Origin of the sequence: Faecalicatena contorta, from assembly GCF_001404335.1 — a bacterium.
GTDB lineage: Bacteria > Bacillota > Clostridia > Lachnospirales > Lachnospiraceae > Faecalicatena > Faecalicatena contortus_B.
Genome location: NZ_CYZU01000085.1, coordinates 1 through 15,443 on the forward strand (window position 1 = coordinate 1; position 15,443 = coordinate 15,443).

12 protein-coding genes and 1 pseudogene are annotated in these 15,443 nt (G+C 47.7%); 4 read left to right on the forward strand and 9 right to left on the reverse strand.

Annotated elements, in window-relative coordinates; all coding sequences use genetic code 11:
- The 4 genes and pseudogenes from ARB69_RS24105 to ARB69_RS24125 form a co-directional block, all read left to right on the forward strand.
- Positions 1–327 (forward strand): annotated as a pseudogene (locus tag ARB69_RS24105) (inositol-3-phosphate synthase); the annotation flags it as partial.
- Positions 328–684: 357 nt separating this feature from the next.
- Positions 685–1,350, forward strand: coding sequence for a ribulose-phosphate 3-epimerase (gene rpe / locus ARB69_RS24115; RefSeq protein WP_055155248.1), 666 nt, complete (start codon positions 685–687; stop codon positions 1,348–1,350).
- Positions 1,343–2,182 carry a transketolase gene (locus ARB69_RS24120; protein WP_055155249.1) on the forward strand — a complete coding sequence of 280 codons (840 nt, stop codon included), beginning with the start codon at positions 1,343–1,345 and terminating at the stop codon, positions 2,180–2,182. The genes rpe and ARB69_RS24120 overlap by 8 nt, the downstream gene beginning before the upstream one ends.
- Complete coding sequence (locus tag ARB69_RS24125) at positions 2,170–3,108, forward strand: transketolase family protein (protein ID WP_050641635.1); 939 nt, start codon at positions 2,170–2,172, stop codon at positions 3,106–3,108. Before ARB69_RS24120 ends, ARB69_RS24125 begins: the two co-directional genes overlap by 13 nt.
- A 220-nt stretch (positions 3,109–3,328) precedes the next feature.
- Here the strand turns inward: ARB69_RS24125 and ARB69_RS24130 are convergent, their stop codons facing one another.
- From ARB69_RS24130 to ARB69_RS24170, 9 genes are all read right to left on the reverse strand, one after another.
- Positions 3,329–3,640 (reverse strand): type II toxin-antitoxin system RelE/ParE family toxin, encoded by a 312-nt coding sequence (locus ARB69_RS24130; protein WP_055155250.1) that lies wholly within the window; start codon positions 3,638–3,640, stop codon positions 3,329–3,331.
- On the reverse strand, positions 3,630–3,890 hold the full coding sequence (locus tag ARB69_RS24135; protein WP_055155251.1) for a type II toxin-antitoxin system Phd/YefM family antitoxin: 261 nt from the start codon (positions 3,888–3,890) through the stop codon (positions 3,630–3,632). The genes ARB69_RS24130 and ARB69_RS24135 overlap by 11 nt, the downstream gene beginning before the upstream one ends.
- Positions 3,891–4,190: 300 nt before the next feature.
- On the reverse strand, positions 4,191–5,141 hold the full coding sequence (locus tag ARB69_RS24140; RefSeq protein ID WP_055155252.1) for a phosphoglycerate dehydrogenase: 951 nt from the start codon (positions 5,139–5,141) through the stop codon (positions 4,191–4,193).
- Positions 5,138–6,073 carry a dihydrodipicolinate synthase family protein gene (locus tag ARB69_RS24145; protein ID WP_055155253.1) on the reverse strand — a complete coding sequence of 312 codons (936 nt, stop codon included), beginning with the start codon at positions 6,071–6,073 and terminating at the stop codon, positions 5,138–5,140. Before ARB69_RS24145 ends, ARB69_RS24140 begins: the two co-directional genes overlap by 4 nt.
- 3 nt (positions 6,074–6,076) lie before the next feature.
- Entirely contained in the window at positions 6,077–9,328 is a 3,252-nt protein-coding gene (locus ARB69_RS24150) for a hypothetical protein (RefSeq protein ID WP_055155254.1), read from the reverse strand.
- 117 nt (positions 9,329–9,445) lie between these two features.
- A complete protein-coding gene (locus ARB69_RS24155; RefSeq protein ID WP_242857661.1) occupies positions 9,446–10,786 on the reverse strand; it encodes an ABC transporter substrate-binding protein in 1,341 nt (446 codons plus the stop codon).
- Positions 10,787–10,928: 142 nt separating this feature from the next.
- On the reverse strand, positions 10,929–11,693 hold the full coding sequence (locus tag ARB69_RS24160) for an amidohydrolase family protein (RefSeq protein WP_055155255.1): 765 nt from the start codon (positions 11,691–11,693) through the stop codon (positions 10,929–10,931).
- On the reverse strand, positions 11,690–13,216 hold the full coding sequence (locus tag ARB69_RS24165) for a response regulator transcription factor (protein WP_055155256.1): 1,527 nt from the start codon (positions 13,214–13,216) through the stop codon (positions 11,690–11,692). The genes ARB69_RS24160 and ARB69_RS24165 overlap by 4 nt, the downstream gene beginning before the upstream one ends.
- A gap of 12 nt (positions 13,217–13,228) precedes the next feature.
- Positions 13,229–15,007, reverse strand: a complete 1,779-nt coding sequence (locus ARB69_RS24170) for a sensor histidine kinase (protein WP_055155257.1) — start codon at positions 15,005–15,007, stop codon at positions 13,229–13,231.
- Positions 15,008–15,443 lie beyond the last annotated feature (436 nt).

Below are 15,443 nucleotides of genomic sequence, written 5' to 3' on the forward strand. Positions count from 1 at the left end.
GCAAGTATTCTGAAGCATGACGTGCCGATTGCTCCCGGATTTGCTTTTGTCGACAACCAGGGTGACCAGAAGACCGCGATTATCTGTATCGAAGGACAGAAGTTTGGCGGGGCACCTGTAAGCCTGAACCTGAAACTGGATGTAATCGACAGCCCGAACTCCGGCGGAATCAGCGTTGACGCCGTTAGATGCTGTATGCTTGCAAAAGACAGAGGGATGGCAGGCGCTATCGAAGAGCCAAGCTCCTATTTCATGAAACACCCGCCGGTACAGCATCCGGACGATCAGTGCCGTGCCATGCTGGAAGACTTTATCGCTGGTAAATAGACATATTGACTCCTTCACTTTAGAATTCTGCAGTCAGTGAACCATATGGGTATTGTTTCATATATGGAACCTGGTGCAGGGTCAGGTATCCGGCAGCCCGCTAGCATCCGCTGCCGGATATTTGAGCAAATCATGCTGCAAAATTGCAAGATTGTAACAGTTCAGGCAAGCCTGAACTGTTACACATCCAGCCCATTCAAGTTCGCCTACGGCGAATGGCTGGATGTCTGCAGCCACTATGTTTTCGTACGGTCTGCGCAGTAAATGCGCAGACCTTTCTGAACTACTACACAAGATTGTACCTCTGCAATTTTGCAGCATTTTTAACGAAAAACAAGAAAACCGGGGAGGTAACTCATGATAAAATTAGCACCTTCAATTCTTTCTGCTGATTTTGCAGAACTCAGGAAAGAGATCACAGTCTTACATCTCTCTTCCGCAGATTATATACATATCGACGTTATGGATGGTATGTTTGTACCCAATATTTCACTCGGCCTGCCCGTCATCCAGTCCATACGAAGATATACCGACAAGCCTTTTGATGTCCATTTGATGATTGAGGAGCCTTACCGCTATATAGACGACTTTGTAAAAGCAGGCGCCGACATCATTACCGTACACGCAGAGGCATGCCGCCATCTGCACCGGACCATCCAGGCCATTAAAAACCACGGAATAAAGGCCGGTGTTGTCCTGAATCCGGCCACCCCTCTTTCTTCTATAGAATATGTACTCGAAGATGTGGATATGGTGCTTCTTATGACTGTAAACCCAGGATTCGGCGGCGCTTCCTTTATCCCCAATGTGCTTCCCAAGATAACACGGCTCCGCAGCATGATCGATGAGGTGGGGCTTTCCGCAGATATCGAAGTCGATGGGGGTATCAAACTGGACAATGTAAAAGATGTCATACAAGCCGGTGCAAATGTAATTGTGGCAGGCTCCTCAGTATTCAACGAAGATATTTCCACGAATATTGAGAATTTTTATAAAAAATTTAAGGAGGCAACTCATGAATAAACAAAAACTCCAGCAGATTGCGAACGAAGTGCGCAAGGGAATCGTCACTTCTGTTCACAGTGCGAAAGCAGGCCATCCGGGCGGATCTCTTTCTGCCGCAGACCTGTTTACCTATTTATACTTTGAAGAGATGAACATTGATCCCGAGAATCCAAAGGATCCGAAACGGGACCGTTTTGTTCTTTCCAAAGGACACACGGCTCCGGGCCTGTATGCCACGCTCGCACACAGAGGATATTTTCCGGTAACCACACTTACCACGCTCCGGCAGATCGGCTCCATCTTGCAGGGACATCCGGATATGAAACACATCCCCGGCGTGGATATGTCCAGCGGTTCCCTGGGGCAGGGCGTATCCGCTGCCGTTGGCATGGCACTTGCGACAAAATTAAGCAAGGCGTCTTACCGCACCTATACCCTGCTGGGTGACGGAGAGATTCAGGAAGGCCAGGTATGGGAGGCTGCCATGCTGGCCGGACACCATAAGCTGGATAATTTGGTCGTAATCGTCGACAACAACGGCCTTCAGATTGACGGGGCAATCGACGATGTATGCTCCCCGTATCCCATTGATAAGAAATTTGAATCCTTCAATTTCCATGTAATCAACGTAGACGACGGCAATGATTTCGACCAGTTGAAAGCAGCTTTTGACGAAGCTAAGACTACCAAGGGAATGCCCACCGCAATCGTGATGAAAACCGTAAAAGGAAAAGGTATTTCCTTTATGGAAAATCAGGCTTCCTGGCATGGAACCGCACCAAACGATGAGCAATACGCAATTGCTATGGAAGAATTAGAAAAGGCAGGTGAGACATTATGTCAGAAGTAAAGAAAATCGCTACCCGTGAAAGTTATGGAAACGCACTTGTTGAACTTGGCAAAGAACATGAAGAAATCGTAGTTCTGGATGCAGACCTTGCTGCTGCAACTAAAACAAGCATTTTTAAGAAGGCTTTCCCTGAAAGATTTATCGACTGTGGGATTGCAGAAGGCAATATGATCGGTGTGGCCGCAGGTCTGGCTGCTGCCGGAAAAGTACCGTTTGCAAGCTCCTTTGCCATGTTCGCGGCAGGCCGTGCCTTTGAGCAGGTGAGAAACTCCGTGGGCTACCCGCACCTGAACGTAAAGATCGGCGCCACCCATGCCGGTATATCCGTAGGAGAGGACGGAGCTACACATCAGTGTAACGAGGATATCGCGCTAATGAGGGCAATCCCGGGTATGGTTGTGATCAATCCAGCCGATGACATAGAGGCCCGCGCCGCAGTAAAAGCCGCATATGAATACGAAGGTCCCGTATATCTCCGTTTCGGACGCCTGGCAGTACCCGTAATCAATGACAGACCTGACTACAAATTTGAACTTGGAAAGGGGATCACACTCAGGGACGGCAGGGATGTCACCATCATCGCTACCGGACTGTGCGTTTCTGCTGCCCTTGAAGCCGCTGAAAGATTCTCCCAGGAAGGTGTTCAGGCCAGGGTCATCAATATCCACACAATCAAGCCCCTGGATGAAGAACTTGTCATCAAAGCTGCAAAGGAAACCGGTAAGATCGTCACAGTAGAGGAACATTCCGTCATCGGCGGGCTTGGAAGTGCGGTATGCGACTGTCTGAGCGAAAACTATCCCGCCAGTGTACTGAAAATAGGTACGAATGATGTGTTTGGGGAATCCGGCCCGGCGGTAAAACTGCTTGCAAAATATGGGCTTGATGCCGACGGAATCTATACGAAGATTAAGAGATATCTTTAAAGATTAGAGCACGGAACAAGTTGCACTAAGCCGCAAACTGATGCAATGTTGGATGCGTGTGTATTTTACTTTGGGCGGGAAATCCGCCAGCCAGGGTGCTCCCCTACATGGCAAAGCACCTTTTTGAATGTAACAGAGCGTGTCTGAAAATTATTTGCTGCAAGATGTTGCCCTGCTTCACGGGATATTGCGGCAGTAAATTTTCAGACGCGCTCTGATCTTACCTGTCATTTCTGTAATTATATTTGCTGTAGAATATTCCATCTATTTGGATCTCTGTTTTATCCTTATCAACAAGATACAGAACAATATAGTTATCTACAGGCATTCTTCTGTACCCTAAGGACCTTAGCCGCATATCATTGGTATATTCGTACATTTCAGGATTTAAACAAAGCTGATCATACTTTTTTTCTAGTGTATTCAAAAAGTCGGTTGCAGCTTTTGAATTCCGAAGCTTAAGTGTCATATATTCTATAATCTCTTTGAGCTGCAGACGTGCTTCTTCTGAAATCTTTAGTTTATAAGCCATATTCATCCTTTAAATCCCGAAGCACTTCATATCCATCATGTACTGACCCATTGTCGAATTGATCCCGGGAGATTTCCAATGTTTTGTATATATTGTTCAAGTACATATTTCGTTCATAGGCTTCCATACTCATAATCACCATATCACCATAGCCATTCTTTGTTACAAAAATAGGTTCATCTGACTTATGGCACAATTCTGAAACTTCACTTGTATTTTTTAAGTCTTTGATAGGTATAATCTGAGGCATAAAATCAACTCCTTTCTTTATAGTATAATTATACCTTAATAATCCCATAATTGCAAAAGAATTATACCATATATCAGACCATGGTTTCTGCCATTGTTACTGTGCACACCCTGCGGGTGTGCACAGTAACGGCATCTGCCCATTTAAAGTCGCCTACGGCGATGGGTGCTATGCGCCAGTGGCGCATGTTAAGCACGAACCGAAGCGGAGCAAAGACCAGATGCCCCGAGACCATCACTTCATCGGCTCTGATGCCGTGCAGCGAGGTGCACGGCACGGTCTGAACAGTAACCTGCCATTTTACTGTATCGGATTATGCGGAGCTTCCCCCCGAAAAACTTTCAGGACTGACTCTGCGGTCATGACCGATGTCTCTTCACAGTTTTCATATGTTTCAGCTGCTATATGGGGTCCTGCGATATAGTTATCGAATCCAAAGAGCGGATTCTGCAGATCTACCGGCTCGCTTTCAAACACATCTGTTGCCAATCCTCCGATTTTCCCGCTCTTCATTGCATCTGCCGCGGCTTTTTCATCTACGATGCTGCCTCTTGCGGTATTCACTATGAGTACGCCGTCTTTCATTTTTTTGATATTTTCTTCCCCGATCAAATGAAACGTCTCATTCGCAGCCGGCAGATGTATGGACAGGATGTCTGATTCAGCCAGCACTCTGTCCAGAGCAGCTATTTCTACGCCTAGCTTTTCAGCCGCCTCAACGTTTGGATACTTATCATACGCCAGCATTGATGGATGGAAACCTCCAAGCTTTTCTGCTGTACTTCTTGCAATTGCGCCAAAACCCAAGAAGCCGACTGTCCTGCTCTTCATTTCGTGGAACATGGGGCGGGTCCATTCGCCCTTCCTGACCGATTTGTTTAGCTCAGGAACCCGTCTGAGCAACGCCAGCATCAGCGCCATGGCCTGTTCCGCTACGGCGGAGGAATTAATTCCCGGACAATTGCAAACGGTAATCCCATGTTTTTTCGCTGCCTCCAGGTCAAAGTTGTCCACGCCGACTCCGAACCGGGCTAATACCTTTAGGCGTGGAGCAAGCTGAAAGATTTCTTCATTCCATGTGTCCACTCCTGCAATAACCCCGTCCACATCCCCCACTATGGCTTTCAATTCTTCAGAAGTGTACGGCCTTCCATGGGGGTTTTCTATAATCTCACAGCCCGCTTCCTCCAGAATCTGTTTTCCGGGCCGGCAATACCTCGAATAATTGGTTGCTGTTACTAATACTTTCATATCTGCTCCTCTCCCAATATGCTCCGCCTGATATAATCCGTCAGGCGCATGAGCTGCTCTGTCTCTGATATTGCCGTTGCATTCAGAAGAGAAGCATCCTTCGTTCTTGTATGTATAGAGGCAAAGTTTCCGAGCAGCTTCTGAAAGTACTTTGCATTCACCGGGTAGACCTGGCGTTCTATCAAAGAGGCGGTTGTAAGAAAATCGGCGATTTCCCTGGATTTCTCCGGGTTTGTTTCATAATTGCCGCAAAGCCATGCATACAGATCCAAATGGAAGTTGGCCATAACTCCGCTAAATCCGCTTGCCCCCATCTGCAGTGTTTCCAGCAGTGTGGAGGAGTTGGCATTGAAGAGTTTCAGGCTGCTGCCCTTCACGGCCTCCAGTTTCTTTCTGATGATTTCCTTATCGCAGCTTGTATCCTTGATAAAATAGAACCTTCCGCTGTCTGCACACCACTTCAGAAGTTCGGGTGAGATAATCCGTTTGTAGGGGTATGGGCATTCGTAGAATCCGAGCGCCATATCTGACGGCAGTTTTTCCAGCAGCTTTTCCAGGTTTTCAAGCCATACTTCATCGCTCTTTTCCTCCGCAGCAAGACGGTTTGTCAGCAGGATAACCGCATCCACACCTGTCTCTGCGATCCGATTAAGCTCCTCTGCCTGTGCCTCTATGGTATCGGATATATGGCCGGATGCCACCACCGGTACTCTGCCCGCTGCTTTTTCTTTGACAAAACGCGCAATCTCTACTCGTTCTTCCAGAGACAGGAAAAACATTTCGCTGGACTGGCAATCTGCAAACAGGCCTGCCGCACCGCTGGCAATATACCATTCCACCAGCCTTCCCAGTGAATCATAATCTACTTTGTTCTCTTCTGTAAACGGAGTCAGCATCACGGGATACACTCCATCCGGAAATTTCTTGTTCATTTTCTATTCCTCCTCATCTTTTACCAGCCAGTACAGCGGAGCCGACAAAATGCCCATCTCCTCAAGCCGGTATTCATATGTCCATTTATTTCCACGGGTCCTCCACAGGTTCGGACCGTACCACGTTTCCGTCCGGTCTGCGTTATGTACCGGGCCAAATGCATTGGCGCGGTTTCCAAACACCCGGATACATATCTTGTGCTTCCCTGCCCTGACCTTTCCCAGGTTCATCCTGTAAGGTGCATATATCAGGTTTCCTTTTTTTTCTCCATCTACTTCAATCTGCAGAAGTGCGCCGCGGTATCTCGAAATCTCTGTCCACAGCTCTCCCTCTTCTGTCTCCACAGAGGTCTCATAGACAAGATTCCCTGCATAAAAAGGCAGGCCCTGTGTTACATAATCCCCATAATATATTGCTCCCGGATATGCCGTCAGCCGTTTTTTCCTTCCTGACACCTTTACGCCAAACCGCCCCAGAAGCCAGCACCATTCTACATTTGTTTTCTCGCCAAAGGGCATATGCAGCTCCAGAAGGTTCTCTCCTTTTTGTATACGGCCAAGATAGATCCTGCGGATGCTCTGATCCACATACCACCCCCGGTCTTCATTGCCGCACGGATGTCCATTCAAATAGATCTGCATTTTTTCCGGATGCTCCAGCGCCAGACATACATCCTCTATCGCAATCTCTGCATCTATCCGGAAACGCAGCCTCAGTCTGTGAGCGCCTTCATCTTCCCCCTGCTTCAGCCATGGCTGCGCCAGAGCCTCCATGCGGAGGGGATAGCCCAGCGCCTTCCGGAAGCGGTTGTCTGCCCGGAGCAGTTCCTCCTCCGGCTGCCATTCCCCATCGTCAAATGCATACTCCGCCAGGTCAAGCAGACAGCAGTTCTCCTCTTCCAATGAAAATTGCTCCGGCTCAGGAAGCAGTTTCTTTGCCTCATCAGGACAGATACCGCACTCGTTTTTCAGGAATGGGGGTGTCTCTGCCGTGTCTGCCTCCACGTATCTTCCCGGCGCCAACCGGTATAGAAGGCTGTCATGGGCTGAAACATACGCCGTAATAATGGTTTTTCCGTTTTCATAGCGTGCCGCAGACTCAGTGATTCTCCCTCTTAAAGTATCATACAAGCTGGGACGGTACTCTCCCTTTATCTCAATAGTCAGTCTTTCGGTATAAGTAATATCCTCATTTACCGGCTTATTGACATGACATAGAAACAGCCATTCGGCCCCCTTGTCCACACGCATCTGGTAAAACATGTTTTTTGCCCGCTTCTGATTTTCCCGGTGTTTCATCCTGGTGGGATCTGCCCTCTCTGCATTTTCTGTAAACAAATCAATGTCGCGGCAGGACTCCAGGGAATTCAGAAGGCTTTCCCGCTGAAAGGGAATGACTCCGCATTCCTCCGCCAACCGCCGTATGTCCACATTTTCTCTGCCTTCCATACAGGAGGGCGCTGTTCCCAGAAAGAGAATTCTGCCCCCCTTGGAATGGAACTCCTGCAGTCTTTTATAGGTATGCTTCCGCAATGTTACGCAGCCGGGCACCACGATCACCTCATATGTGCCTTCTCCAACCTGAAAGTTTGCTGCATGACCGTCTCCCTGGAAAGTATGGCTGTAAATATCTGCAGTTTCTAACATCCGCTTCCCGGCTTTTACCTCAGCAGCATCTCTTAACTGCCCGTCAAGTTCCTGCAGCATGGACTCCGATATAAAATCAAAATCTATCAGCCCGTACAGCAGCCAGGATATGATATTTTCAAATTGTGTGTCGAGCGTCTCGCGGATATCCGCATTATGGGATTGGCATCCCCAGCAGATCCAGTAGGACTCAATGGGGTGTATGACACCGACTCTTACCTTTGCTCTTCCCCTGGTCAGAGCCGTATTTAATCTTGCAAAATGATTCTCCACTTCGCGGTATTCTTTGTACCACGGAGACTGATACCCAATACTTGCCGGATAATCCCGCTTTGCCTCCCCTTCCATGGAAACCCACGTCAGATGAGGAACTCTCAGTGTCACCCCCAGCGCCGCCTGCCAGTCTCCGGCCAGTTTATGGTTCCGGAAATCGAAGGTCCACCCGGTCACCCCGTAGATCTCACTCATCACGCCCGCGCGCCCCATCTGACGGGCTACACTCTGGGCCTGCTTTGCCGTGGAAAGTTCTCGTCTGTCGCACAGCATATCAATTCCCGGTATTCCAAAATTCATCATAGGGCGCATGGCCTCCCCCACTGCCATGGTCTGTGAATGCAGAGTCCATTCATTCATCATATGTCCGGTCAGCGCGATTCCATGTTTCCGGCACCATTCCCCCACATGATCCCCGAACGCTTCCGAGAACCGTTCGCATACATGACGGTGATAGAGATACCGGATTTGAGAGTAACCATTACCTTTTTTGTCCCAGATTAGTTCCGGAAGACCTGACAATATGGAGATCCCGTATTCTTTCTTAAATGTTTCCTCAAAGTCATCTGTGAAAGGCAGGATGACCGCTTTTTTCTGAAAGGGATCTTCCAGTCTTTCTTTATGCGCAGTCTGCGGTTCATCCGTAAATATGGCCGGTATCACTGTACCAAAGTCATCCTGAAAGCGCCGGTAATATTCTTCATGGGTGACTTCCAGGAATCTGTCGATGGCCGACTTGTCCAGCGTATTTACGTAGGACTGATTATTAAACCAGGGGGTATTTCCGGAAACTTCCAGCCATGCACACCAGATTTCACCGTCCAGAGGGTCTTCCACACATTCGTAAGATTCCAGCATACCCTTGGCGTCCAGTGTGATCCTGTAATATCCCAGCAGTTTGCGGCTTCCGCTTCTGACCGCCTTCGCTGCGGCCATATACCCGTCCTGCTGCTCTTCCGCCATCTCGTAAGGCTCGAAGACAAGAAAACGCATGCGGTACTTTTCTTCCCTTGTAACGATTCCTCCTGCCGTACCGGAAGGCCAGCGATCCTCATCGTACAGCCAGCACAGAAGTCCTTCCTGCTTCATCTTATCTTTGCAGGCCAATACCGCTTCAAAAAACGCGTCTCCCAGATAAGGGGTATCCAGCCCTACCCGGCAGTGAATATGTGCGCCTCCCATTCCCATTTCGCTGAACTGGCTGATCTGGGAAAGGAGAACTTCCTTGTCCAGCCTGCAGTTCCATGCCCAAAAAGGGGCCCCACGGTACTGTGCCGGAGGATTTTCAAATAATTCCGGATCCAGTGTATCTTCATTTGATCTATTATAAAGCATTGCTATACCTCGCCATTTTATAAAGGAGGGCGTCTCAAGATCTTTTGGGACGCCCTCCCCGTATTAGAGCATGCTTGAGAATTCATTGCCGCAATATGCCACGCCCGTTCCTGTCTTTTATTTTACCTGCTCAAATTTGGACTCCATAGCCTTGGTAACGTCCGCCGCGTCAGCCTCTCCTGCAATCACTTCCTGGAATTTGGCAGTCAGTTCATCGCTGACACCGCTCGGCCATGCGTTGTTCAGATTGTAAATCGTGGACAGACCGTCGTATCTTGTCATGTATTCCTGAATCATCTCACGTTCGTCAGAGAGGCTATTGTGTACAGGGATGTTATCGTTTGACTCTGCCCATGCCTCGAACAGAGGAGTGCCTTCTGTAAACCAGTAGCTCATCACTGCCTTTACCGCGTCCTCATGGCCTTCATTGGCGCCTGCAAAGATACCTTCGGCCGGAGTCAGGTTGTATACCAGTTCCTCGTCCTTCTCGTTGGATGGAAGCATGAATATACCTCTTTCAAATTCTGACGCGCCATCCGCCATCAGCGCCTCCCAGCCAAAGCTTCCGTCAAATGTCATTGCCGCTCTGCCATCGATAAATGCCTGTCTTGCCTGGTCATGGGACAGCCCCAGCGTATCCGCCATCACATATCCGTTGTCATACAGATACTGGTATTTTTCAATCGTATCAACCCATCCCGCATCGGTAAACTTTGTCTCTCCTGTATAAAGCTGGTCGTCAAAGTCAGGGTTTTCATTGTAAATGCAGGATGCTCCCATCATGTAAGTGCCGAACTGGATCACATATGCATCCTTATCTCCCATAACGATAGGTGTAATACCCTTTGCTTTTAAGGCGTCACAGCATGCGATGAATTCATCCCAGTTCATCGGTACCTCGGATATCCCCGCTTCTTTGAACAGCTCCTGATTATACCAGGTTGTAAGGAAACTGGATCCCAAAGGAACCGCGTAATTCTTGTCGTCAAATGTAAAGGAATCCACCATATCTTCCCGGAAATCCCCGATGCATTCCAGGTCGCTCAGATCCAGGCAGTACCCCGCCTCTACCAAAGGTTCCGCCTGCTTGTCCGGCCACCACTCAAACATATCCGGGCCTTCGCCGCTTGCAAACTTCATCTGGATTGTAGATTTGTAGTTATCGCTCGGAAGTTCCTCCACTTCAATTTCTATATTAGGAAATTGTTTATTTACCATCTCGGGAAGTGTCTTATTATAAAATTCGTTTTCCCCGCCTGTTATAAACATAAAGTTAAGGGTTACGTCATCCCCGTCGTAGGTAAATGCCGGATCTGTGCCGGTGGACGCCTGCTCTGTCTTTTCGGTCTCTTTACTCGCCCCCGCCTCCTCTTTCTTTTCGTTTCCTGAGCAGCCTGTTAAGAGGGCTGTCCCTACCATACTCAGTACTAATAAACAACTGACTAACTTTTTCCTCATTTGATTTCTCCCTTTCATTTTATATTCAGCTATCCGCAGGTAACAGTTCAAGCTTGTCTGAATTGTTACATCTGCAAGTAACTTTTGTTACGTTTATCCTAGCACGGGGCCGGTAACTTTTTTGATGAATCTAAGTAACTTTTTATTGTATAGCGCATTCCTCAGGCCGGATGCCAAATACACCGCAGGCAGTCCGCCAGAAGATATCTTTCTCCCATTCCGGATGCCTCTCCAATATCGTGCGGTACTTGGCAAGCTCGGTCGGAATCTGCAGAGGGGAATCCGAGGAAAACATTACTTTTTTCCCATTAAGCGCGCGAAGCGCCTCGTAGGTCTCCCCGATCCCGCAGCCGCTTGGTTCCAGGCAGACCTGCTCATATTCCTGCGCCAGATGAATAGCCTGGGACGCATAAAAGCCGCTGCCCAGATGGGCAATCACCATTTTCACATCCGGATATAAGCCGGCCGCTTTTCTTAATTTTTCCGGGTCGGCAAAGGGGACCCCATACCCCGTGTGCACCATAACCGGCACCCCCAGTTTTCTGGCCGTCTCAAATACAAACAGCCCGTCCCTGGACTCCGGGTTCACTGCATGGCTGACCGGTGTAAGCTTCAGGCCGATGAATCCCAGTTCCTCTACGCAGCGCCTGGCTTCCTTTTCATATTCTTCGTGCCTGAAATGGGGATTTATCGAAGCCATCCCCCAATAATTCCTGTTATTCCGGCAGAACTGCCCTATTCTGTCATGGTACTGCCTTGTGACCTCCATATATGGCCTGCCGATGAAAGGCTGTACGATCCCGCCCGCAATTCCGTATTTCCGGTTATTCTCAAGCAGATCTTCTTCCGTATGCCTGCAGTCAAATATTACGTCCTCCCCCAAATGGGAGTGTGCATCCAATATCAAGAGCTTACCCTCCTGTTCTTCCTGTATTCCTGCGGAGTCTCACCGACAGACTTTTTAAATACCTTAAAAAAATACTTTGGATTCATATATCCGATCTCACTGGAAATATATTCAATACCGGCATCCGAATCCGTAAGAAGCTGTTTTGCATGCTCAATTCTAATCTCTGTAAGATATTCATTAAAGCTGATGCCCTTCTCCCTAAGTACATTCCGGCAAACGGCCGGATTGACATAGATACTTTCCGCTATCATGGACAGCGTTATCTTTTTGTTATAGTTTTTGTGGATGTAACTGTCAATCATCCCGAATAAGTCCTGCCCGCGTTCTTCTCTCCCATCCACAGACTGAAAAATCAGTGTGATATAACCTGCAGTCTCCCGTTTCATCCTGTCCAGATTCTCATCAAACAGATATCTGGTGTCAAAATATCTCATGATATCATCTTTTTCTATACTCTGCTCTTCTGCATATTCATTTACCTTTTTCACCATGTATCCGCATGTCTTGCGCACGTCTCCCATTGTAAACTGTGTAATGTCAATATTATCAAAAAAGCTGTCCATCACAGCCGACACCTCTGCCGGGTCGTACTTCATTCTGCCGAACCAGCTGTCCATACACTCCGCCGAATAAATCATCCTGCTCTCAACCGGATTCCCCGAATGCAGAATTCCCCTCTTAACACCGGGAAGCAATGTGTGCAGCGCTTTGTCATTGTCTTTTCTGAGAGAATTTAATTTGTAAATACTTCTCGTGGTTCTGCTGATTACACAGACCATTTCTTCTTCCCGGAAGTTATCCGCAAGGGACTTCACAATCTGGTCGGTTTTCAGCCTCAGATAGCTCTCCCGCTCCTTTTCAGTGTATAAAAGTATAAAAAACTGAGATTTCTGTACCGTATTTTTTATAACTGCCCACCGCATACTCTGTGCATGCTCCTGGCAAATGAAAAAACAGGTCTCGTAGGCGCCCCTGATTTTATGGTTCACAGAAACCAGCCGGGCATAAAGATATTCCGGGTAATCCGCCTCATTCAAAGCCAGGCCGTCCGGGTTTCCCATGATCAGATCCTGGAGGGCCCGGGTTTTGTCCTCCAGCTCCAGAAACTGCATTTTTGCTTCGATCGTTTCTATCTGGCATCGGCTCTCAATCTCCTTAACGGCCTTCTCAAGCTGTTTGCCGATCTCTTCCGATGAAAATGGCTTCAGCACATACCCGATCACCCTGGATTCAATCGCCTTATGCATGTACTCAAAATCCTTAAAGCTGCTGATAACAATCACCGGCTGTTCCAGCCTGCTGTCTCTTAGTGTCTCGAGAAACTGCACCCCGTCCATTTTGTTCATTTTCATATCCGTAATAATAATATCCGGATTCTTCTCTTTTACCAGTTCCAGGCCTTTCAGCCCGTTTTCTGCCTCGCCTACACATTCATAACTGTTATCTTCTATATCGCTGATCTTCTTGATCAGCCCTTTGCGGATAATTACCTCGTCATCGATTACAATATAAGAATACATCAGACCACCACCTTATTCCGTTTGAAGAGGCAGGCGGATCACTACTTCCAGGCCGCCGCTTTCCCTGTTATAAATTTCCAGTCCGTATCTGTCCGAATACACCAGCTTGATCCGCCGCTGGATATTGACAAGGCCGATACTGTTTCTCCTTCGCTTCAGCCCTTCCGATTCCGCAGCCTCCCGGATTTTTTCCCTGGTAATGTTGCCCCGGATCTCCTCCAGCTCTTCCGGAGTAATATACATGCCCGCATTCTCTACACGGATACAAAGCTCCTTATCTTCTGTCCATGCCTGGATTCTGATCCACCATGCATTCTCCTCACCGATCAGGCCGTGTTCGATGGAGTTCTCCACCAGCGGCTGAAGCATAAACTTCAATACCCTGGATGACCTCAGGCCATCCGGTATTTCTTCTATTACATGAATCTCATTATCAAAGCGGATCTCCTGGATCTTTACATACTTCCGGATATTTTCCATCTCCGCCCCCAATGACTCCTGCGTCCGCTCAAATTCCATGCTGTAATGCAGCATATCGCCCAGAGATTTTGACATCATCGCAATCTTATGGTTCCCGTCCAGATCCGCAAGACAGTTGATATTTTCCAGTGTATTGAAGAGAAAATGCGAATTAATCTGGGACATAAGGCCGTTTAGTTTTTCACGCAGCAGATTGATCTGGCTGACATACTGCTCCTGTATCAGCTCATTGATCTTAATGACCATCAGCTGGAATTTGTTATAAAGAATCCCTATCTCATCATCCCTTTTCTGCAGTGCCGGGGACAATACCGGCTCCTCATCCGGCACCTTCAGCATCATGGCCGATAATTTCACGATTGGTTCTATAAAATGTCTGCCAATCACAAAAACAGACACAATAATAAATCCGACACAGATCAGGAGCAGAATCACCAGATTCATAATATTTTTCCGATATAACTCACTCAGCTCGTCTACACCGTATCTGGAAACAATTTTCCAGTTATTCACACTCAGTGTATGGAAAATGATACCGCCGTCTTTCGTATCGATAATTCCCTTGTCCTCTTTTCTGATCTGTTCCTTCTGCGCCGCAGTCAAATCCATATCTCCCATGATTGTGTACAGGAGCCCACCTCCGCTGTCGAGGATCACAGCTTCGTTGTCCAGCGCGGAATCACTGTCCATCTCTTCCATAATGTTATTGTTGCCGACAACGGCAATATATCCTGTCTTCCTGCCCTTTTCATCTGCCACCGGGCGGACCTCCAGTATATTCTTGTCTGTAACCCGTTTACTTGGGGAGTCCCAGAAAGTGACAAGCTGATAAAGATTTTCATCACGCATCTGCCTGTACCATCTGCTTTCCTGGTAATCCTTCTCCAGATAGAATTCTTTCGTCTTTGTATAAGAATAGGTATATCCGCTCTCGGTGAACAGATATACCCCTTCCACATATTTATTATTACAGATCAGGTTGCTGCAAATATAGATATACTCCCTGTAGTTCGTAAGCCTCTGCATGGCGGTTATATCTGTATCCGCATATTCCATGCCCGCAATAGACTGTATGCAGTATTTGTTATCGTACCTGCTGTGAATCAGAGAAGCAACCAGCTCGTCCACCTCCTGAAAGGCGGAATCAATCTGATAAACAGCCTTTTCCATCTCGCCGGATGCAATGATGCTTGTCCTCTCATCGTAGAACTTATAAAAACTCTTGATGTGCAGATAAAACAGGATCAGGACGGGTATGATAGAAACACACAGCAGCCCAAGTGTAAACTTTGTTTTTAAACTTTTTTTCATTTTCTATACCTCCGGGAATTCACCATGCCCCTATTGTAACATGTGTACACGCGGCGGAAAACACTGCACTGCCTTTCACTGCTTCCATATCCTTACTCTTTTTCCACTCCCCTCCTGCCAGCCTGTTGTCAGGCGCGTCTTCTGCTAAACTGCAGCAGTGTTTAGTAAATACACATTTCGCAATGTATAATCCTTTCCAGAACCGTACGTGCGGCTTTCCCGCATACGGCTCTTCATAATAACATTTACAGTTTCATGCTACGCATAGAGGTTAAAGTATTTCTTTGGGTAAGCTAGTGGATAATACTCCAGCATCTGCTTGAATCCCTCCCAATTGTAGCTTTTCTTCTGACTCCTGCGGTTCATCCAGCGAAATAGCAGTAAGGTAGTGTTATAGTGATACTTTATCAATGACTGTATATTGTACGTCAAACCG

Excerpts from the sequence above, each read along its gene's own strand:
- rpe (WP_055155248.1), top strand. The coding sequence starts at position 685 with ATGATAAAATTAGCACCTTCAATTCTTTCTGCTGATTTTGCAGAACTC.
- ARB69_RS24130 (WP_055155250.1), bottom strand. The coding sequence starts at position 3,640 with ATGGCTTATAAACTAAAGATTTCAGAAGAAGCACGTCTGCAGCTCAAA.
- ARB69_RS24170 (WP_055155257.1), bottom strand. The coding sequence starts at position 15,007 with ATGAAAAAAAGTTTAAAAACAAAGTTTACACTTGGGCTGCTGTGTGTT.
- ARB69_RS24155 (WP_242857661.1), bottom strand. The coding sequence starts at position 10,786 with ATGAGGAAAAAGTTAGTCAGTTGTTTATTAGTACTGAGTATGGTAGGG.
- ARB69_RS24135 (WP_055155251.1), bottom strand. The coding sequence starts at position 3,890 with ATGCCTCAGATTATACCTATCAAAGACTTAAAAAATACAAGTGAAGTT.
- ARB69_RS24165 (WP_055155256.1), bottom strand. The coding sequence starts at position 13,216 with ATGTATTCTTATATTGTAATCGATGACGAGGTAATTATCCGCAAAGGG.
- ARB69_RS24120 (WP_055155249.1), top strand. The coding sequence starts at position 1,343 with ATGAATAAACAAAAACTCCAGCAGATTGCGAACGAAGTGCGCAAGGGA.
- ARB69_RS24150 (WP_055155254.1), bottom strand. The coding sequence starts at position 9,328 with ATGCTTTATAATAGATCAAATGAAGATACACTGGATCCGGAATTATTT.
- ARB69_RS24125 (WP_050641635.1), top strand. The coding sequence starts at position 2,170 with ATGTCAGAAGTAAAGAAAATCGCTACCCGTGAAAGTTATGGAAACGCA.
- ARB69_RS24145 (WP_055155253.1), bottom strand. The coding sequence starts at position 6,073 with ATGAACAAGAAATTTCCGGATGGAGTGTATCCCGTGATGCTGACTCCG.
- ARB69_RS24140 (WP_055155252.1), bottom strand. The coding sequence starts at position 5,141 with ATGAAAGTATTAGTAACAGCAACCAATTATTCGAGGTATTGCCGGCCC.